The organism is Pseudophaeobacter profundi (assembly GCF_029697505.1).
GTDB lineage: Bacteria > Pseudomonadota > Alphaproteobacteria > Rhodobacterales > Rhodobacteraceae > Pseudophaeobacter > Pseudophaeobacter profundi.
The window spans coordinates 15,846-34,790 of the sequence record NZ_JARJEF010000008.1 but is presented as its reverse complement, the minus strand read 5'-3'; the positions used below and the strand labels follow the sequence as shown (position 1 = coordinate 34,790).

Annotated in this window: 19 protein-coding genes; 9 read left to right on the top strand and 10 right to left on the bottom strand. The window is 58.6% G+C overall.

Translation table 11 applies throughout. The features are described 5' to 3' along the window. Positions 1-3: 3 nt before the first annotated feature. The 3 genes from P2081_RS13440 to P2081_RS13430 form a co-directional block, all read right to left on the bottom strand. Complete coding sequence (locus P2081_RS13440; protein WP_278923395.1) at positions 4-1,167, bottom strand: serine hydrolase domain-containing protein; 1,164 nt, start codon at positions 1,165-1,167, stop codon at positions 4-6. A 73-nt stretch (positions 1,168-1,240) separates the two neighbouring features. After that, positions 1,241-1,990: an aminoacyl-tRNA hydrolase gene (pth, locus tag P2081_RS13435; protein WP_278923394.1), complete on the bottom strand. Its 750-nt coding sequence runs from the start codon at positions 1,988-1,990 to the stop codon at positions 1,241-1,243. Positions 1,991-2,606: 616 nt separating this feature from the next. After that, a complete protein-coding gene (locus tag P2081_RS13430; RefSeq protein ID WP_278923393.1) occupies positions 2,607-3,239 on the bottom strand; it encodes a 50S ribosomal protein L25/general stress protein Ctc in 633 nt (210 codons plus the stop codon). A gap of 341 nt (positions 3,240-3,580) precedes the next feature. On the opposite strand from P2081_RS13430, the gene P2081_RS13425 reads away from it, so the two are divergent. Together P2081_RS13425 and P2081_RS13420 are read left to right on the top strand one after the other, a co-directional pair. Further along, entirely contained in the window at positions 3,581-4,021 is a 441-nt protein-coding gene (locus P2081_RS13425) for a hypothetical protein (protein WP_278923392.1), read from the top strand. Beyond that, complete coding sequence (locus P2081_RS13420) at positions 4,018-4,737, top strand: HTTM domain-containing protein (RefSeq protein WP_278923391.1); 720 nt, start codon at positions 4,018-4,020, stop codon at positions 4,735-4,737. Before P2081_RS13425 ends, P2081_RS13420 begins: the two co-directional genes overlap by 4 nt. A gap of 13 nt (positions 4,738-4,750) precedes the next feature. Here P2081_RS13420 and P2081_RS13415 read toward each other — a convergent pair whose 3' ends face one another. The 3 genes from P2081_RS13415 to P2081_RS13405 form a co-directional block, all read right to left on the bottom strand. Beyond that, on the bottom strand, positions 4,751-5,917 hold the full coding sequence (locus P2081_RS13415) for an alpha-hydroxy acid oxidase (RefSeq protein WP_278923390.1): 1,167 nt from the start codon (positions 5,915-5,917) through the stop codon (positions 4,751-4,753). Positions 5,918-6,087: 170 nt separating this feature from the next. Then, a complete protein-coding gene (trpA, locus tag P2081_RS13410) occupies positions 6,088-6,879 on the bottom strand; it encodes a tryptophan synthase subunit alpha (RefSeq protein WP_278923389.1) in 792 nt (263 codons plus the stop codon). Positions 6,880-6,993: 114 nt separating this feature from the next. Beyond that, positions 6,994-7,488 carry an acyloxyacyl hydrolase gene (locus P2081_RS13405; RefSeq protein ID WP_278923388.1) on the bottom strand — a complete coding sequence of 165 codons (495 nt, stop codon included), beginning with the start codon at positions 7,486-7,488 and terminating at the stop codon, positions 6,994-6,996. Between the two features lie 204 nt (positions 7,489-7,692). Here P2081_RS13405 and ychF point away from each other — a divergent pair, with 204 nt between their 5' ends. After that, positions 7,693-8,790 (top strand): redox-regulated ATPase YchF, encoded by a 1,098-nt coding sequence (gene ychF, locus P2081_RS13400; protein WP_278923387.1) that lies wholly within the window; start codon positions 7,693-7,695, stop codon positions 8,788-8,790. Positions 8,791-8,955: 165 nt separating this feature from the next. Further along, the gene (locus P2081_RS13395) at positions 8,956-9,876 is read left to right on the top strand and encodes a nucleoside hydrolase (protein ID WP_278923386.1); all 921 of its coding nucleotides are present in this window, start codon (positions 8,956-8,958) and stop codon (positions 9,874-9,876) included. Positions 9,877-9,969: 93 nt separating this feature from the next. Here P2081_RS13395 and P2081_RS13390 read toward each other — a convergent pair whose 3' ends face one another. Further along, positions 9,970-10,812 (bottom strand): fumarylacetoacetate hydrolase family protein, encoded by an 843-nt coding sequence (locus P2081_RS13390; RefSeq protein WP_278923385.1) that lies wholly within the window; start codon positions 10,810-10,812, stop codon positions 9,970-9,972. A 117-nt stretch (positions 10,813-10,929) separates the two neighbouring features. Beyond that, complete coding sequence (locus P2081_RS13385) at positions 10,930-11,865, bottom strand: LysR substrate-binding domain-containing protein (RefSeq protein ID WP_278923384.1); 936 nt, start codon at positions 11,863-11,865, stop codon at positions 10,930-10,932. A gap of 112 nt (positions 11,866-11,977) precedes the next feature. Here P2081_RS13385 and P2081_RS13380 point away from each other — a divergent pair, with 112 nt between their 5' ends. From P2081_RS13380 to P2081_RS13370, 3 genes are all read left to right on the top strand, one after another. Continuing rightward, positions 11,978-13,120, top strand: coding sequence for a TauD/TfdA family dioxygenase (locus P2081_RS13380; RefSeq protein WP_278923383.1), 1,143 nt, complete (start codon positions 11,978-11,980; stop codon positions 13,118-13,120). Beyond that, complete coding sequence (locus tag P2081_RS13375; RefSeq protein WP_278923382.1) at positions 13,117-13,845, top strand: class II aldolase/adducin family protein; 729 nt, start codon at positions 13,117-13,119, stop codon at positions 13,843-13,845. The genes P2081_RS13380 and P2081_RS13375 overlap by 4 nt, the downstream gene beginning before the upstream one ends. A 197-nt stretch (positions 13,846-14,042) precedes the next feature. Next, on the top strand, positions 14,043-14,759 hold the full coding sequence (locus P2081_RS13370) for a ZinT family metal-binding protein (protein ID WP_438826537.1): 717 nt from the start codon (positions 14,043-14,045) through the stop codon (positions 14,757-14,759). A gap of 60 nt (positions 14,760-14,819) precedes the next feature. On the opposite strand, the gene P2081_RS13365 is transcribed toward P2081_RS13370, so the two are convergent. Next, a complete protein-coding gene (locus P2081_RS13365) occupies positions 14,820-15,557 on the bottom strand; it encodes an SDR family NAD(P)-dependent oxidoreductase (RefSeq protein WP_278923380.1) in 738 nt (245 codons plus the stop codon). Next, positions 15,550-16,323 (bottom strand): DUF1365 domain-containing protein, encoded by a 774-nt coding sequence (locus P2081_RS13360; protein ID WP_278923379.1) that lies wholly within the window; start codon positions 16,321-16,323, stop codon positions 15,550-15,552. The genes P2081_RS13365 and P2081_RS13360 overlap by 8 nt, the downstream gene beginning before the upstream one ends. A 121-nt stretch (positions 16,324-16,444) precedes the next feature. Here P2081_RS13360 and P2081_RS13355 point away from each other — a divergent pair, with 121 nt between their 5' ends. Further along, a complete protein-coding gene (locus P2081_RS13355; protein WP_278923378.1) occupies positions 16,445-17,806 on the top strand; it encodes an NAD(P)/FAD-dependent oxidoreductase in 1,362 nt (453 codons plus the stop codon). After that, entirely contained in the window at positions 17,745-18,902 is a 1,158-nt protein-coding gene (locus P2081_RS13350; protein WP_278923377.1) for an SAM-dependent methyltransferase, read from the top strand. Before P2081_RS13355 ends, P2081_RS13350 begins: the two co-directional genes overlap by 62 nt. Positions 18,903-18,945: the final 43 nt, after the last annotated feature.

The following is an 18,945-nucleotide window of genomic DNA, read 5'->3' as shown; positions in this document are numbered from 1 at the left end:
AGCTTACAGTATCTGCGCTAGTTTTCGAAACATTTCGACATTGGCAGCGCTGACACCTGGATCGCGGAACTTGCGGTCAGCGGCGGTGCTGACAATGACCACATTCCGTGTCTGGTCGATATAGATATATTGTCCGTAGACGCCACGTGCCAGGAACTCTCCGTCATGGGCACCAACCGGGATCCACCATTGATACCCATAGCCGATCTTGCCGGGTTTTGTCGGGGCAGAGGCGGCGGTGGAGACCGCAACCCAATCGCGCGGCACCACCTGCTGCCCATTGTAGTGGCCTTGCTGTTCGATCATCAGCCCAAAGCGGGCATAGTCGCGCGTGGTGATATTCAGCCCGCCCAGAACAAAGGCGACCCCCTGCCCATCGGTGACATAGTAGAGGTCCTGTTCGAGCCCGAGGGGGGCGATGATCTTGTTCTGCAGCAGCGTTGCAATGCTCTGCCCGGTGGCACCGCGTATCACCATGCCAATCACATGCGTGTCGATAGAGACATATTGCCAGGTCTCACCGGGGGCGGCGAAGGTCTCGGTGAGGTCGGCGGCAAACTGATCCAATGTGCCGCCCAGGGCGACCTCGCGGCCCATGCGGTTGATATCAGAATCATAATCCAGATAGTCTTCATCAAAGGTGACGCCGCTGGCCATATTCAGCACATTTCGGATCGACGCACCGTCGTAGGCGCTGCCGATCAGCTGCGGCGCATATTTTGTGACGGGGTCGTCGATTGATCCAATGGCACCTTCCTCAAGCAGCACCCCAAACAGCGCCGAAAGATAACTTTTGGCCACCGACCAAGAGATGCGCCGGTCATCTGGATTTGTATCAAGGTGATAGCTCTCGTGGCGGATCTCTCCATCCTTCAGAACCAACAAAGAGGTCACGGCGCGTGTCTCTATCCAGTCCGGCGTGGTGGCGGGCAGGGTCATTTCAGGCCCCTGTGGCAGCGGGCTGACGGGGCCGGTGCCGCGCAAAACCGGTGTGGTCAGGAAGGCCGCATCCATGTTGGAAAAATTGGCCACGATCTTTTCGGCGGAAAACAGTGAGTTCACCGCCCAGAGCCGCAGGATCTGTTCCCGCTTCCAGATGCCAAACCCGGCCAGCAGAATGGCCACGACGGCGAGCATGCGCAGCAGGCGTTTGAGCTGTTTTTTCATTATTGGGCCTCCTCAGATCACAAACCTAGACCGCGTAGGGGCGCGATAGGAAGCATGACATGGCGGCAGGCAGTTATTTGAACTTGTCGACGAGCCGTTCCAGGGGCGAGCGGCTGTCTGGCGCTGGATTAGCATCCGCTGCCTTGTCTTGCGGCCCTGCGGGTGAGTCAGTGGGTGCTTTTTGGGCGGGCTGCTGGCCGGGTTTTGCGGGCGCAGGCTGATTTTTTACGGGTTTGGAACCGGTGGAACTGCGCGGCGGCGCCACCCGCAATGACACGGCATTCATGAATTTTCCGCCATCCCCGGCGGCCAGGGCCGCCGCCCCATCTGAAATACCAAGCAGTAGATCACCCAGCCAGGCTTCATCAGCCTTGGGAAAGTCGCGCAGGACATAGCCGGCAACTGCGTCCTTGTGGCCGGGATGCCCAACGCCCAGGCGCACCCGGCCATAATCGGCCCCGATATGGGAATGCAGCGAGCGCAGCCCATTGTGGCCGGCATGGCCGCCGCCCTGTTTTACCCGGCATTTCCCCGGTGCCAGATCCAGCTCATCATGCAGTACGGTGACATCCTGGCTGGTCAGCTTGTAAAACCGCATCGCCTCTCCGACTGCCTGGCCCGACAGGTTCATAAAGGTCTGGGGTTTCATCAGTAAAACCTTGGTACCACCCAATGTGCCCTCGCAAATCAGAGCTTGGAATTTGGCTTTCCAGGGGCTGAACCCATGGTCAGAGGCAATTTGATCCAGGGCCATAAAGCCGATGTTATGGCGGTTGCGGGCATATTTGTCGCCTGGATTGCCGAGCCCAACAAAGAGTTTCATAGCCTGTCTCGTCTCACATTGATCTGGTGGTGCCGCCCCTGGATGATACGCCCGGCGTTCGGGTCATTGGTCCTTGTGGGGCAGCGCTGGTTTGGGCTGCTACATGACCTGTTTGGGGCCGGAAATCCAGTGCCCTGTGTCGCAGGCTACCCTGCGCAGCAAGGCCCAAGGCCGAGACCGGCAATCAGATGCGTGGGCAGCGGCTCTCTGGGCGGAGGAGGTAGGTCTCTTTTTGTGACAAGAACTGGCGCGGGACCGGAACTGATATGGTCTCGCCGCAAAACTGTGGCGCGTCAAAATTGAAACCACGCAATATCCGAAACAGCAGCCGTCTGCGCAGGCGTGCCTCTTCCTGTTCTAGGGGATCCAACATTTTACTCACCTAAATTCTTCTCACTCCGGGTCCGAGTATGGCTGGCAAAAGCAAAGGAACGGTTTGCGCGCTACGGCTTCGTCAGGGGGCAGTGTCGTGTTCGGTGCCGTTTTTGCGCAGATTTTATCGGTTGAGCGCCGCAGAGCCGGGCTGCGCAAGGCGGGGCAGGGCTGAGGCATAGGCGCGAAAAAAAACGGGGCCCCGAAGGACCCCGTTTCATCCTCTCCCATGGGGAAGAGAATCTTATTCTTCAGCTGCGTCGGCAGCTTCGTCGCCTGCATCTTCGTCTTCATCGCCTGCAGCAATGCCGCCGGGGGCTGCAATGTTTGCAATAACGAAGTCACGGTCGATGGTTGGGCGTGCACCTTTGGGCAGCTCGATCGACGAGATGGTGATAACATCGCCGATGACGCTGTTCGCCAGATCAACGGTCAGCTTCTCAGGGATATCGCCTGCGGTCACAACCAGTTCGACTTCGGGACGAACCACGGCCAGCATGCCGCCTTTTTTGACGCCAGGGCAGGTATCTTCGTTGAGGAATTCAACCGGGATGAACAGGTTGATCTTCGACGTCCGGCGCAGGCGCATCAGGTCGAGGTGGGTTGGCAGATCTTTGACAACATCACGCTGAACGTCGCGGCAAATCACGCGTACGTCTTCCTGGCCTTCAACTTTCAGGTTCCACAGGGTGGACTTGAACTTGCCGGCCTTCAGCTTTTTCAACAGAACGTTGAACGGGATCTGGATCGAAAGTGGATCTGTATCACCACCGTAAACAACACCAGGAACCATGCCAGCACGACGTGCTGCGCGAGCGGCGCCCTTGCCCGTCCCCGCACGTTCCTCGGCGACGAGATCAGGAATCTCTTTTGCCATTTGAATTCTCCAATATATCTATGCGGGGTGCCTCCAAGGCTGTCACCCCACGTGAAGGCCTGCCCTTACAGGGGATTTCGGGGTTTCGCAAGGGGCAGTTCGCAGGGCCCCCGGGATTGGGGGCGCCGCCCCCCGGCCTGCGGCCTCCCCCCGGGATATTTGCGGCCAAATGAAGTCGGCAGCTAAATGAAACCGACCGATATGTGATGCGTCGCCCAGAAGCCGCCCTTAACCAGAGCTTTTGCCGAGTTGCAAGCCGGGGCAAACAGCAGGGGCTAAGGGAAGTGTTAAAGCCAGCAGGCTAGTCTTGCGCCAGTGTTCAATCCCTGGAGGCTGCTGAAGTGCTGCGTCTGATTTCCCTGTTCTTGCCAACGGTGATTCCCTCTTGGCGGTTTTTCAATACGGTGGCGCCTTCGCCTCGGATTGAATTTCGCCTGATTGAGCCAGGCCAAAGCGCGGCCCATGCGGTTGGCGGCTGGCAAGAGGACCGCCCCCGGCCGCAGCATTTGCGCCTGTGGCAGATGCTGCAGCGGATGTTGTGGAACCCGCAATGGAACGAACAGCTTTATCTGTTCAGCTGCGCGGAACGCCTGATTGAGGCACCAAGCCAGCATAGCATTGATGAAATCAACCAAAGGGTCGCTCGATTGCTGCCCCAGGGGGCTCAGGAGTTGCAATTTCGCCTGGTGTTTCTGTCGCGAGAAGGCGTGCGGGTTGTAAAGCTGGTGGAATATGAAAGCAGGCCGGTGCCGTTGGCCCAGATACAGGAGGGCCCGATTTGAGCGGGATCTTGTTTCTGGAGCAGGGGCTGACGGCAGCCCAGGCGATGGGCTGGATGCAGCTGTTCCTGGCCTTTGCCATTGCCCAGCAAAGCCTGGAGCACCTGGCGCTGGGAGGGGTAGCACTGCGGGATCGGGTGACCTTTGTGTCGCGGCTGCTGCTGTGTCTCGGGCTGGCGTTTGGGCTTGGTGGTGGCTGGCCGGTCTGGGGGCTTTGGGGACTCGGCCTGGCGATGCTCTGGCGGTATCAGGGGCCTTATAACGGCGGCAGCGATAAGATGACGATGCTGATCCTCAGCTGTCTGAGCCTGGCGCACCTGGCGCCGACAGTCTTTTGGCAAGAGATGGCGCTGTCCTATCTGGCGGTGCAGCTGCTATTGTCTTATTTTGTCTCGGGCTGGGTCAAGGTGTTCAATCCCGAATGGCGCAGCGGCAGCGCCCTGCGCGATGTCTTTCGCTTTTCCGCCTATCCGGTGAGCGAAGCGCTGCGCGGCCTGGCCGAGCGACGGCGCTTTTTATGGATCATGGGCTGGGCGGTCATCCTGTTTGAACTGGTCTTCCCGCTGGCCCTGTTGAACCCCATCGCATTGAAGCTGGCACTGCTCGGCGCGGCGGGGTTTCATTTGTCCAACGCCTGCTTTTTTGGTCTGAACCGGTTTTTCTGGATCTGGCTTTGCGCCTATCCGGCCCTGATCTGGTTTCAGGACCGGATATTCTGATCCGGCTTGGCCGTTATTCCTGCCAGGAGCCTTCAAAGTCACTGGGGATCAGCAAGTTGTGGCGGCCAAGATCGCTGACATTTCGTTCGCCACAGAGTGCCATGGTGGTGTCCAGCTCTTTGCTGATCACTTCTAGGGCGGTGGTGACGCCCTGCTGGCCCATGGCACCCAGCCCGTAGATATAGGCGCGTCCGATCATGGTGCCGGTGGCCCCCATGGCCAGCGCCTTCAGTACGTCCTGACCAGAGCGAATACCGCTGTCCAGTATTACCTCGATGTCGCCCCCTACGGCATCCAGGATCTGTGGCAGCATTCTGATCGAGCTGAGCGCCCCGTCCAACTGTCGACCGCCATGGTTGGAGACCACAATAGCATCGGCCCCTACTTTGACGGCCATCTTGGCGTCTTCGGCATCGAGGATCCCTTTCAGGATCACCTTGCCGCCCCACATTTCTTTTAGTTTGGCGATTTTGCCCCAGTCCAGCGACAGGTCAAATTGTTCTGCCGTCCATGCCCCCAGTGAAGAGGCATCCGATATGCCCTCGACATGGCCGACAATATTGCCAAACTCGCGCCGCTTGGCCCCCAGCATCTGCAGGCCCCAGGTCCATTTTGTCATCAGGTTGGCGATTGTCTTTGGGGTCAGTTTCGGGGGGGCAGAGAGGCCGTTTTTCAGATCTTTGTGCCGCTGGCCCAGAATCTGCAGATCAAGCGTGATGACAAGGGCAGAACATTTTGCATCCTTGGCGCGTTGGATCAGGCGGCGTACATAGTCTTCGTCCGTCATGGTGTAGAGCTGAAACCAGAAGGGTTTATCCGTGGCTTCGGCAACGTCTTCGATAGAGTTGATCGACATGGTCGAAAGGGTATAGGGGATGCCAAAGGCGGCAGCAGCCTTGGCGGCTTTGATTTCACCATCAGCGTGTTGCATGCCGGTCAGGCCAACCGGGGCCAGGGATACCGGCATGGTGACGTCTTGGCCAAGCATCTGACCCTTGGTTGAGCGCCCGGACATATCCACCGCAACGCGCTGGCGCAGGCGAATTTTTTCAAAGTCAGAGCTGTTTTCGCGAAAGGTCTGCTCGGTCCAGCTTCCGCTTTCGGTATAGTCAAAAAACATCCGCGGCACTCGCCGTTCATAGATGCGTTTCAGGTCCTGAATATTGGTGATTACCGGCACGGATTAGCCCTCGCTATGATCTGGTAAGTTTTCCTTACCAATTATTGAGGGCTGCTGCAACACTGCAGAAGGGCGGCAGTTATGACGCAAAAAGCCGCACCAGGCGGCGCGGCTTCTGATGATGTGGACCTCAGCGGCAGGTGGTGACAGTTGCACCGATAAGGTTCTGTTCACCCTCGGTGGGCGCCCTCTGCCAGGGATTTCACAAAATCCAGAACCTCGGCGGTGGGTTTGCCTGCACCGATCTGGCTGACGATGGCGCTGCCAACAACGGCCCCATCGGAAATAGAGGCGATGTTCTGCGCCTTTTCAGGGGTATTGATGCCAAAGCCGACAATAACGGGCAGATCGGTTGCCGCCTTGATGCGGGCGACTTCGGGGCCAACATCGCCGGCCTGGGCTTCGGCAGAGCCGGTGATGCCCGTGACGGAGACATAATAGACAAAGCCAGAGGTATTTTGCAGCACGGTGGGCAGTCGCTTGTCATCCGTGGTGGGGGTGGCCAGGCGGATAAAGTTCAGCCCTGCCTTTTGCGCTGGAATGCACAGTTCCTCGTCTTCTTCGGGGGGCAGATCCACCACGATCAGCCCGTCAATACCCGCAGCTTTGGCATCGATCAAAAATTTCTCTACGCCGCGGTTATAGATGGGGTTGTAGTAGCCCATCAATACAATCGGGGTGGTGTCATCGCCCTTGCGGAATTCGGCGGCCATCTGCAGCGTTTTTTCCAGGGTCATGCCGCCATCAAGCGCGCGCTGACCGGCCAGCTGAATGGTGGGGCCGTCTGCCATCGGATCGGTGAAGGGCAGGCCCAGTTCGATGATGTCGACGCCTGCGGCGGGCAGGCCCTTCACCAGTTCTAATGCGCTGTCATAATCGGGGTCACCAGCCATGACATAGGACACAAAGGCCTTTTTGCCGGCGGCTTTGAGTTCGGCGAATTTTGCGTCAATACGGGTCATTGTCGGGCCTCTTGCAACTTATCGCTCTGGTGTGCCGAAACTTGCCCGGGAAATCAATCCCGCTGCCCAGGCCAAATTGCGCTTTGCGTAAATTGGCCCAAGGTGGCACCGTCCCTAGCTCAGCGGAATATGCCAGCGCAGGGTCACCGCATTGACGCCTGGATTGATATATCCGGTCGAGGCATTTGATTTGTGGCTTAGCCCAAGCGACAGGCCCTTGCCGTTGTTGAAACGCTTGCCAACCGCGATCTGGCTGCGGATTTCAAAGGTAGAGCCGAGCTCGTTCAGCTGGATGGCTTCGACATAGGCGCCGGGTAAAACGCTTGCCTCGATGAACCAACTGTTTTGCAGGGTCCATTTGCCACTGACACCGACCCCCAGAAAGGCATCCCCGGTTTCGACCACTTCGATGGCGCCAGCGAGGTGGGTGGAAAAGATCCGGCCTTCGTAAAAGGGAGTGTGCGTATATTCAAGCGCAAGCAATGCGCCATCCTGGGCGCCATTGTGCGAATAGTCGGTATAGCCCGCGCCAAGAACGATCTCTTGGCCCGTAACAGCACCTGCAAGCCCGGTAGCCAAAGCCGCAGACAATAGTATCGTTGTTTTCATTGCTTTCCTCAATCGTCCTGGAACCAGGGATGAAATAGGATCTTCTTCTCAATATGAAACCTGCGCACACGCAGATGCGACGTTGCGTGATGGTATATCAAGACCTTCCCATATCACTCTGAACAGGAGCAAGACGTCAAGTTGCCTTGCGCCGGAGGGCAATGCTGCCTAGAAGCCATTCCCAAGTGGCATCAGGAGGCCGATATGGGCTTTAAAATGGGAATTGTGGGCCTGCCGAATGTTGGCAAGTCGACTTTGTTTAACGCGTTGACCAAAACCGCTTCGGCACAGGCGGCAAATTTTCCGTTCTGCACGATCGAACCCAATGTGGGCGAAGTCGGGGTGCCGGACGCGCGTCTGGATAAGCTGGCTGCGATCGCCGGATCCAAACAAATCATCCCGACCCGGATGACATTTGTTGATATCGCCGGTCTGGTCAAAGGCGCATCCAAGGGTGAAGGTCTGGGCAACCAGTTTTTGGCCAATATCCGCGAAACCGATGCAATTGCACATGTTTTGCGCTGTTTTGAAGATGGAGACGTGACCCATGTTGATGGTCGCGTTGATCCGGTTGCCGATGCCGAAACCATCGAAACAGAGCTGATGCTGGCGGATCTCGAAAGCATCGAAAAGCGCCGGGCCAATCTGGTGCGCAAGCTGAAAGGCAACGACAAAGAGGCACAGCAGCAGGAGCGCCTGCTCGCCGAGGCCCAGGCCATGTTGGAAGATGGCAAGCCTGCACGCCTGGTCGAAGTGGACGAAGACGACGCCAAGGCCTGGAAGATGCTGCAGCTGCTGTCGACCAAGCCGGTGCTCTATGTGTGCAACGTGGGTGAGTCGGAATCGGTCGCGGGCAACGCACATTCCGCCAAAGTGGCCGAAATGGCGGCGGCGCAGGGCAATTCCCATGTGATTATTTCGGCGCAGATCGAAGAAGAAATCAGCCAGCTCGAATCTGAGGAAGCCCAGATGTTCCTCGACGAGATGGGGCTGGAAGAGGCCGGGCTCGACCGTCTTATCCGGGCAGGTTATGAATTGTTGCACCTGGAAACCTATTTCACCGTTGGCCCCAAAGAGGCCCGCGCCTGGACCATTCGCCAGGGCACCTCGGGGCCGCAGGCGGCTGGGGTCATTCACGGTGATTTTGAAAAGGGCTTTATCCGGGCCGAGACCATCGCTTTTGACGATTTTGTCGCCTGCAATGGTGAACAGGGTGCAAAAGAGGCCGGCAAGATGCGCTCTGAGGGCAAGTCATATGTCGTCAAGGATGGCGATGTCATGCACTTCCTGTTCAACACCTGATCCAGCCATGACCGGGTAAACCCGGTTCTTGCAAAGATATATGCCCGTGCAGCGCCCCTGCGCGGGCGTTTTTGTCTGGGGCCTTGGGCGCTGCGACGGGCCGGGTCTTGCTGGCGCTGCGGCAGAAATGCTAGGCCAGCGCGATCAGCGAGGGGAAAGAGATTCATGGTCAAACTGATTATCGACACAGATCCCGGCATTGATGATGCCATGGCGATCTTTTATGCCGCCGCCGCCCCGGATATCGAGCTTTTGGGGCTGACTACGATCTTTGGCAACGTCACCACAAAGATTGCCACCCGCAATGCGCTGCGCCTGCTGGAAGCGGTTGATCTGGAGCTGCCGGTTGCTGAAGGGGCCGCCGCACCGCTGTCCTTGCCGCCCTTTGCCCCCTCGGCGCAGGTGCATGGCGCGGAAGGGTTTGGCGATATTCCTGCCGCCACCCCCAAGGGGCAGCCCGTGGCGGAAGAGGCTGCCGATTTTCTGATCCGGATGGCGCGGGAATACAAAGGTGAGCTGGTGCTTTGCCCCATCGGACCGCTGACTAATATCGCCCTAGCCATCCAGCGTGATCCTGATTTTGCCCGCAATGTCAAAAGCATCGTCATTATGGGGGGCTCCCTGCGGGAGGGCGGCAATATCACCCCCCATGCCGAGGCCAATATCTATCACGATCCGCATGCGGCGGATGTGGTCTTTGCGGCGGGGGCCAAGCTGGTCATGGTCGGACTGGATGTCACCCACCGGATTCTGTGCACCCCGGATGATTTTGCCAGTATCGCGGGTCAGTCGCCAGAGCTGGGCGGCATGCTGCAAGAAATGTCGGCCTTCTACCTGGCCTTTTATGAAACGGTTGGCAAGCTCGACGGGTGTTCCCTGCATGACCCTGCAGCGGTCATCGCCTGCACCCACCCCGATCTGTTCGAGGTGGAAACCCTGCCCATGCGGGTGTCATGCAGTGGCGAGACCTCTGGCGCGACGCTTGAGGCCGAGGCCGGCACGCGCAAACCCACCGCCGTATGTATCGGTGTCGATGCCCCGGCGGTGAAATCTCTGTTCCTCAAGCGTCTGGCCTTGCTTCCGTAACGGGCGTTGCCGGGTATCAAGAAGGCTGCGGCCCGCAGGGGGGCGCAGCCTTCGTCATTTCCTGGGGCTACTCCGCCCCCTTTGCTGATAGGGTTAGCCCTGCACAACCTTCTGCACCTGCTGGCCCAGCCCCTCGATGCCAAGCTCCATCTGATCGCCTGGCTTCAGGTAAATGGGCTGCGGTTTCATACCCATGCCAACGCCGGGAGGGGTGCCAGTTGCAATCACATCCCCTGGCTGCAGGCTCATGAAGCGTGACAGATAGGCGACAACATGGGCGACCCCGTAGACCATCGTGGCGGTAGATCCGCTTTGCATACGGGTGCCATTCACATCCAGGTAGAGACTGAGGTTCTGCGGATCCGGCACCTCGTCGCGGGTGACCAGCCAGGGGCCGAGGGGGCCAAAGGTATCGGCGGATTTGCCCTTGGTCCACTGGCCTTCGTGTTTGATCTGATAATCACGTTCGGACAGATCGTTGGCAACGCAATAGCCGGCAACATGGTCCAAGGCCTCGGCCTCGGTGATGTATTTGGCCTCTTTGCCGATCACCACAGCCAGCTCGACCTCCCAGTCGCTGGCCTTTGATCCGCGCGGCAGCTCGATATCGTCGTTGGGGCCACAAATCGCCGAGGTCGCCTTGGCAAAGATGATAGGTTCTTTGGGGACGTTCATGCCAGCCTCGGCTGCGTGGTCGGAATAGTTCAGCCCGATGCAGATGAATTTTCCGGTCTGGCCGACACAGGGGCCAAGCCGGTCTGGTTCAACCGCAGGCAGGCTGGCTGGATCAAGGGCGGCAATTTTTGCCAGCCCAGCCGCGCCCAGCGTATCGTCGGCAATATCGCTCACATGGGCGGACAGATCCCTGACCGTGCCGTTGTCGTCCAGAAGGCCGGGTTTTTCCTGCCCCTTGGGGCCAAATCGTAGCAGTTTCAAAGTTAAAATCTCCATTAAGCGCTTGCCCGCAGGCTCGCGGCTGCAGAGGGGCGGTTTCTCCCTGCAGGGTGGGCAATCAGGTATCTTTTAGCGCGATAGTCGATTTCGTTCAAATGCTTAGGCAGGGTGCGGCGGGCAGGGGGTGCCGTCAGTCTGCGCCTGGTCTTCTTTGTCCCCCTGTTTCGTCAACCAGTCCAGAAAGCACTGGGCGCTGTTGGAAAGGCGGCTGGCGGCGGTGACAAAATAGGCAGTGCCTAGGTCTAGGGTTGCATCGGGCCAGGCCTGCAGGGCGCCGTCCATGACCGCGCGGGTGCTGATTGAACGCCATCCCAGCATCAAACCGCGCCCATCCAGAACCGCCTGGGCGGCCTGCACATAGTTGTTGAAGCTTTGACCTGACAGCCGGGTGCGATGGATGCCGGATTTCCGCAGATAGTCCTCCCACCCAGCCCAGTGCTGATTGTGGGGGCTGCGCACATGGATCAGGCGCGCTTGGTCCAGTCCGATGCCGTCTGCCTGAAGCCGCGCAATCAGCGCCGGTGTGCCAACGGGGTATACCCTTTCGTCAAACAGCTTGTGCGTGCGGCCCTCGCGCCAGCCGCCGGTGCCATAGCGCACCGCGATATCAATGCCAGGGGCCAGGTTGGGCAGATCCGAGGGCGGCGCCTGCACATTGACGGTGATTTCGGGGTGGTGGGCATAAAAGTCGGGCAGTCGGGGCATCAGCCAATAGGTTGCCATGCCCAGGGTGCAGGCCAGGGTTACATGGCGGTCTTCCTGACCATGCATGGCGCGGATGTCCTCCAGCGCGGCGGCGATTTGGCCCAGCCCTTCTCGGGTGGCCCGCGCCAGGATCTCTCCGGCATCGGTCAGCCGTGCTGGGCGGGTGCTACGATCAAACAGATCGGCACCGGCGTGCCCTTCCAGCGCCTTGAGCGTCTGGCTGACCGCCGGCAGCGTGACATTCAGCCGGGCAGCGGCCTCTCGCATCGACCCCAGGCGCGTGACGGTTTCAAAGGTGGCCAGAAGCCGCAGCGGCGGAAGTGGGTCCATTAGTTTACCTGTGGCTTAATATAGCTTCACTCTATTCGATCTGTTTCAGCTGTGAAACCCATGAGATGTAGCAGGGGAAACCTGTCTGAAAACAAAGTGAGCCAGACCAGATATGAATGTGACTTCCCTGCCGATTGCCGCGCCGATGCTCAAGGAAAAGGGGCTGGAGATTGTGCTGTCCGACGGTGCCAGCCATTACTTCAACTACTACTGGCTGCGGGACAATTGCCCTTCGTCTTTTAACCCTGACACGCGCGAGCGCAGTTTTGATATCTTTCAGCTCGGGGAGCAGCCGCCACGCGCCGCCCTGGCGGAGGTGACGGGCGATGCGCTGGAAATCACCTGGGAAGGAGAGCAGCATGTCAGTCGCTTTCCGCTGGAGTGGCTGGAAGAGGGGTGCCGCGCTGCGCCGCGTTTTGATCCTGCCGACATGCCGCGCCGTGCCTGGTATGGCGATCATTATCCTCAGGTGCCGCGCTTTAGCCAGCCGCAGTTGCTGGCAGATCTGGCGCTGCGGGAAAAATGGATCGAGGCAATGCTGGTGGATGGCTTTACCATCGTGACCGACATGCCCGACAGCGATGACGCGCTGACCGAGACGGCGCAGATGATCGGGCAGGTACGACCAACATTCTTTGGCACCTATTTTGACGTCAAAACCCATATCAACCCAACCAATACGGCCTATACGGCGGCAGCGCTGGAGTTGCACACCGACACTCCGGCGGAAGAGCACGCGCCTGGGATCCAGTTTCTGCATTGCCGCGCCAATACCGTGCAGGGGGGCGGTAGTCTTTATTCTGATGGGGTGGCGGTTGCCAATGATTTCCGCGCCCGTGATCCAGAGGGTTTCAAACTGCTGTCGCAGGTGGATATCCCGTTTTACTGCGAACATGACACCTATGACATGCGGTCGCGCCAACGGGTGATTGAACTTGACCAGCATGGCGCGGTTTCCGGCGTGACGATCAGCCAGCATATGGCGGATATTTTTGATCTGAAGCAAGAGCTTCTGGATGACTATTACCCGGCGTTCTGCCGTTTTGGCCGGATGCTGCAGGAAGAGAAGTACATGATGCAATTCGTCATGCAGGCGGGCGAGTGCATGGTGTTTGACAACCACCGCATCGTGCACGGGCGCGCGGCCTATTCGGCCACCAGCGGCGACCGGTATCTGCGCGGTTGCTATACGGATCGCGCCGAGATGCGCTCGACCTATCGCGCCCTCGTCAGCGAAGGGCGGTTCAAGGCATGAGCGCACCAACAGCAGAGGCCGCAGGAGCGGTTGCCCTGCGCGAGGATCTCGCGGCGGCCTTTCGCATCTGTCACCAGATGGGCTGGAGCGAAAGCGTCGGCAATCACTTTAGCGCCGCGACATCGCCGGATGGGCAGCAGTTTCTGCTGAATCCGCGCTGGCAGCATTTTGCCACGATCCAGCCCGACGACCTGTTGCATCTGGATGGCGCAGATGACGCGGCGCTGGAGCGGCCCAATGCCCCTGATGCCTCTGCCTGGTGCGTGCACGGGGCCCTGCACCGGTGCAATCCGGCTGCGCGGGTGATCCTGCATTGCCACACGCCCTATGCCACCGCGCTGTCCTGTCTGGCTGATCCAACGATTGTGCCAATCGATAACAACACGGCGCGGTTTTATGGCCGTACGGCCTATGATCTTGCCTTTGGCGGGATCGCTGATGCCGCCGAAGAGGGGGCTCGCCTGGCAGAGGCTCTTGGGGATAAGGCGGTGCTGGTGATGGGCAATCACGGGGTGACGGTTGTCGGGCAAACCGTGGCGGATGCCTTTGAGGATCTGTACTTCTTTGAAAAGGCGGCGCAGACGCTGATCCTGGCGCGATCCAGCGGCACACCGCTTGCGGTGCTCTCGGATGCGGTGGCGCAGAACACGGCTGATGGCTGGCGGGCCTACCAGGGTATGGCGGCGTGTCACTTTGCATTTCTAAAGTCCCAGCTACCGCAGTAAGGCGGAGAGGCGGGCGGAATTCGCCCGCCTCCAGTGGCTGGTATATTAACACATGGGTTGATTTGTGACTTGGCAGTTGACTGGCGGCAACGGCGCGGGTTGCCGTCAGAAGTGGGATCGGCTACGAGCTGAGATTGTTATGTCATAACGTAACGAATCAATTGGGCTAGAAGCCCCCCACTTGGATGGAGACACATATGCCGCTTCCCCTCGCAAAACAGATCCGCGCCCTGGCTGTTGCTAGCTTGACCACTGGCACCCTGGTTGCAGCTCCCCTTTCGGCGGGTGCCGAAACCGGGAGTGACAGTGCCCAAGCTGGCACGCATAGCCATAGCCATAGCCATAGCCATAGCCATAGCCATGACCACTCGCACGCTGCAGAAGAGATCTCCAAAGGTTACTTTGACGATGCCCAGATCAAGGCCCGTGCCCTGTCTGATTGGGCCGGTGATTGGCAATCAGTCTATCCCTTGTTGCAGAGTGGCGCGCTGGATGGCGTGATGCAGCACAAGGCAGAGCACGGGGATAAAACCGCCGAGGAATACAAGGCATATTATTCCACAGGATATGCCACAGATGTGGAACGGATCCTGATTAAAGGCGACAACGTCACCTTTTTCAGTCAGGGTGGGGCGGTGCAGGCCCAATATGCAAATGATGGCTATGAGGTGCTTACCTACAAAAGGGGCAATCGCGGGGTGCGCTTTGTCTTTGCCAAGGTCAGCGGCGATGAGGCTGCCCCTGCCTTCTTCCAATTCAGCGACCACCGGATCGCCCCGTCCAAATCAGATCACTTCCATCTCTATTGGGGCGATGACCGCGCCGCCTTGCTGGAAGAGTTGACGAACTGGCCGACCTATTATCCCGCCGGGCTGACCGCCGCCGATGTCGCGGCGCAGATGCAGGCACACTAACCTGCTGGACAGGGCCGCGTCCGGGCTTGCCCGGCGTGGCCATCCACACCGGGGCGGCCCCTAGCGCCCCCGGTAGGCCATCAGGTCAGGCAACAGGCTGTACAGTTTTATCCCCCAGGAAAAAGGGCGGGGGAAATCGGTGCGAAACCTGCGGGACTGCATGGCGCTGAGGACCTGCTGAGCAGCCGAAGTCGCCGTCATCAGCATCGGCATTTTGAAAGTATTTTTGTCGGTCAATCGCGTTTTGATGAAACCGGGGTTGATCAGCCTCACGGTAATGCCACTGCCCTTTAGATCATGGCGCATGGTTTCGGCCAGGCTGATCAGGGCAGCTTTGCTTGCGCCATATCCGACGGCATTTGGCAGGCCGCGATAACCGGCCAGGGATCCGATCAGGGTAATATCGCCGTGCCCCTGTGCGACAAAGCGGGGCATGATTTCGCCAAGCACCCGGAGGGCGCCGATGAAATTGACATCGGCCATCTGCAGGACGGAGTCTGCCTGCCAGTCCTGGGTCGCCATCGGCTCGTAGGCTCCGGCATTGTAGATCACACCGTCCACAGGGCCCAATTCAGCGCATGTGCGGCGTACGGCAGTTGCATCGGTCACATCCATTGGCAAGGCCCTGGCTTGCGTCAGCTCTTGGGTCAGGGCTGCCAGTTTACTGGTACTGCGGGCCGACAGCACCAAACGCGCCCCGGCCTGGTCCAGTTGCACTGCCAGTTCGCGGCCCAGGCCCTCGCTGGCACCTATCAGCCAATATGTTTTTCCCGCCAGTGGCATGTTTGCCTCATTCATCCAGGTTTTTGCTGGCTGTCATCGGTGACAGCCCGGGGGGCGGTGTTTTCAGAAAAGGTGCCCGTTTCAGATATAGGATCAGGGCCTGCCAATAGATCAGGAAAACCACCCGAGCCGCCCCAAAGGGACGCCGTAGCGCAGCCCAGAGCAATGAGCGATCCGTTGCAGGTTTGCGTTTTCCTGCCAAGGTCGCCAGCACACCCTGATCGCCATTCTGATAGTGGATGCGGACATTCAACTGATCTTTGGTGAAGCCAAAGTTGAATCTGTATTCGCCTGCGACCTGCTGGAAGGGCGAGACGTGCATCGCCTTGCGGGCGCAGAGCACCTGTTCAAATGTGATGGGGGTAAACCCCTCGTGGGCACAGAAGTAGCAGTGGCGGTGACCAAATGTATTGTTCACCTCGGCAACAAAGGCACATACTTTTTCGTCAAGCAGGGCGACCCAGAAACTGACAGGATTGAATTGAAACCCCAAGAAGCTCGGCTGGGTAACCAACAGTAGCTGCGCTTGGTCCAGGGGGAAACCCTGTTCAGCCAGCACCTGGCGAAACCAGTTGACGCCCCGGCCTTGGCCGCGCGGACCGCCGTGGTGGCGATCCCACAAAGACCAGAGATTGAAGCGATTGTGCGACAGCAGACGTACAGGCAGGTGTCCAGAGGTCGGGGAGAGGTCGCTCACGACAAAATCAACGCCATAGTGAAAGGCGTTGTGCAGCGCGCCACGGCGGCGGTGAAATGTCCTGGCCTGAATGTGATCAATCATACAATGCCTACGTGTTCTGGGCTGTCACGGATCACTCTTTCTGACATTTGCAAAAGAAAATCTGATCCGTTTGATAGGCACCACCGTAACACCCTGAGAACGATAAGCGAATGAGGTAGGCATGCTTGACCAGACACGGGGCCCTAGAAAAAGAATTGCGGTCGTTGGCGGGGGGATATCGGGGCTATCGGCTGCATACTATCTTTCTGCCTATCACGACGTGACGCTGTTTGAGGCGGACGATCGCTTGGGGGGGCATGCAAGAACCGTCTTGGCTGGCAAGAATGGGGATCAGCCGGTTGATACCGGCTTTATCGTCTTCAACTATGCGACCTACCCGTATTTGACCCGCTTGTTTCATGATCTGAACGTGCCGGTGATGAAAAGCGACATGAGCTTTGGCGTCAGCATGGACAATAGCGGGTTGGAATATGGGCTGAACGATCTGCGCTCTATCTTTGCCCAAAAACGCAATCTGGCCCGGCCAGAGTTTTATGGCATGATTGCTGATATCGTGAAGTTCGGAAAGAACGCGGAAAGCGCCGCGCATCACGATGACATCACGATTGGGGACCTGGTGAAGGAGCTGGGGCTGGGGACTTGGTTTCGAGACAAGTATCTCATGCCGATGTGTGGTGCGATCTGGTCAACGCCGGTTGGTGATGTAGATGCTTTCCCGGCGAAATCCTTGGTGCGGTTTTTTCGCAATCACGCCCTGCTGGCCGGAACTGGAAAGCACCAATGGTGGACGGTGAAAGGCGGCAGTATTGAATATGTTCGTCGGCTGCAGGCTGCCTTGCTGGCGCGCGGCTGTACCCTGCGCATAGGGGCCCCGGTCCGGGCGGTTCAACGGTCTGATCTGGGGGTTTCAATTACCTGCGATGGGGCAACAGAGGCGGGTTTCGATGAACTGATCCTTGCCTGTCATTCGGATCAGGCCTTGGCCATTCTGGGGCAGGGGGGCGCAGTGGGCGCGGGGGCAACAGAGCTGGAGGCTCAGGCGCTTGGTTCCATAAGCTATCAGCCCAATACCGCAGTGTTGCACTGCGATGTCACACAGATGCCAAAGCGCCGTGCCTGTTGGTCCAGTTGGACCTACAGAGCCGAGGCCGACACGGCCAGTGTGACCTATTGGATGAACAAATTGCAGGGAATTCCTGAACAAGATCCGTTGTTTGTGACCCTCAATCCAGCAAACTCCATCCAGAATAGTAAGATTTATGATAGGGTAGAGTTTGCACATCCCGTGTTTAACCGGGCGGCATTGCAGGCCCAAAAGACCCTGCGCCACATACAGGGGCAAAATCGCACCTGGTTTGCCGGGGCCTACAATCGGCACGGCTTTCATGAGGACGGCATCGCCAGCGCGATGCGCATTGTGCAGCAAATGACTACAGTATCGATAGAGAAGGGATCCAATTATGCGCATCACGGACAAAGCCCTAAAAACGCAATTCCTGTCGATCTGCGAACGTCTGCATGAGGGGCGGCTGACCCTGCGCACGCCGGATGGTGCGCGCTATGAATTTGGTAACTCCGGGCCGCAGGCCGAGATGAATATTCGCGATTGGTCGGCAATTTCCGCCATGGCAGCGCATGGTCAGGTCGGTCTGGGCGAAGCCTACGTGCATGGGCTCTGGGACACGCCGTCGATAGAGGGGCTGGTGAGTCTGGCCATGCTGAACCGCGACAATCTGGGCGCTTATGACAAGGCGAGCCGCCTCAGCAGCCTGAAGTACCGGCTGTTGGATACGGTGCTGCGTGCGAACTCGCGTAGCGGCGCACGTAAGAATATTCGGGCGCACTATGACGTGGGGAATGAATTCTATCAGCTTTGGTTGGACGAGGGCATGACCTATTCGTCCGGTCTCTTTGCGGGTGGAGATGACGATCTGGGCTCCGCACAGCGCCGCAAGAACAGCCGTGCCCTGTCACGATTGAATGATGGCGAACAGGTTCTGGAAGTTGGCTGTGGCTGGGGCGGCTTTGCCGATCACGCTGCCTCCGAGGGGCGCAACGTCACCGGCATCACCATCTCACGCAACCAGCACAGCTATGCTGAATGTCGCCTGGATGGACGGGCTGAAATCCAACTGCGGGACTATCGCGATGTCCATGGGCACTATGACAACATCGTTTCCATCGAGATGATCGAAGCCGTCGGCGCCCGTTACTGGCCGAGCTATTTTTCCATGCTCAAGCGCAACCTGGCCGAAGATGGCCGGGTTTTATTGCAGGCGATCACAGTTCAAGACAGTTTCTTTGCCGCCTACAAGAGTTCGTCTGACTATATCCGCCAGTATGTTTTCCCCGGTGGGATGCTGCTGTCGGACAGCGTGATCGCCGCCCAGGCGCAACAGGCGGGGCTGCGTGTGCGGGACAGTTTTTCCTTTGGTGAAGATTATGCACGCACCTGCCGTATCTGGGCAAAGCGGCTGGTTGCACAGCGCGCGCGTATTCTGGACATGGGGTACTCCAACAGCTTCTTTCGCAATTGGCAGTACTATCTGGAAATCTGCGCTGCCTCTTTTGCCATCGGCCATACCAATGTTGTGCAGGTGGAACTCGACCATGCATAGAATGCGGGGCAGAACGCGCCTGTACGCTGTCCGGCAGGGCGGG

Bases quoted from the DNA above. Each gene is read 5' to 3' on its own strand.
- P2081_RS13440 (WP_278923395.1), bottom strand. From the start codon at position 1,167: ATGAAAAAACAGCTCAAACGCCTGCTGCGCATGCTCGCCGTCGTGGCC.
- pth (WP_278923394.1), bottom strand. From the start codon at position 1,990: ATGAAACTCTTTGTTGGGCTCGGCAATCCAGGCGACAAATATGCCCGC.
- P2081_RS13430 (WP_278923393.1), bottom strand. From the start codon at position 3,239: ATGGCAAAAGAGATTCCTGATCTCGTCGCCGAGGAACGTGCGGGGACG.
- trpA (WP_278923389.1), bottom strand. From the start codon at position 6,879: ATGACCCGTATTGACGCAAAATTCGCCGAACTCAAAGCCGCCGGCAAA.
- P2081_RS13405 (WP_278923388.1), bottom strand. From the start codon at position 7,488: ATGAAAACAACGATACTATTGTCTGCGGCTTTGGCTACCGGGCTTGCA.
- ychF (WP_278923387.1), top strand. From the start codon at position 7,693: ATGGGCTTTAAAATGGGAATTGTGGGCCTGCCGAATGTTGGCAAGTCG.
- P2081_RS13395 (WP_278923386.1), top strand. From the start codon at position 8,956: ATGGTCAAACTGATTATCGACACAGATCCCGGCATTGATGATGCCATG.
- P2081_RS13385 (WP_278923384.1), bottom strand. From the start codon at position 11,865: ATGGACCCACTTCCGCCGCTGCGGCTTCTGGCCACCTTTGAAACCGTC.
- P2081_RS13380 (WP_278923383.1), top strand. From the start codon at position 11,978: ATGAATGTGACTTCCCTGCCGATTGCCGCGCCGATGCTCAAGGAAAAG.
- P2081_RS13375 (WP_278923382.1), top strand. From the start codon at position 13,117: ATGAGCGCACCAACAGCAGAGGCCGCAGGAGCGGTTGCCCTGCGCGAG.
- P2081_RS13370 (WP_438826537.1), top strand. From the start codon at position 14,043: ATGCCGCTTCCCCTCGCAAAACAGATCCGCGCCCTGGCTGTTGCTAGC.
- P2081_RS13365 (WP_278923380.1), bottom strand. From the start codon at position 15,557: ATGAATGAGGCAAACATGCCACTGGCGGGAAAAACATATTGGCTGATA.
- P2081_RS13360 (WP_278923379.1), bottom strand. From the start codon at position 16,323: ATGATTGATCACATTCAGGCCAGGACATTTCACCGCCGCCGTGGCGCG.
- P2081_RS13355 (WP_278923378.1), top strand. From the start codon at position 16,445: ATGCTTGACCAGACACGGGGCCCTAGAAAAAGAATTGCGGTCGTTGGC.
- P2081_RS13350 (WP_278923377.1), top strand. From the start codon at position 17,745: ATGCGCATCACGGACAAAGCCCTAAAAACGCAATTCCTGTCGATCTGC.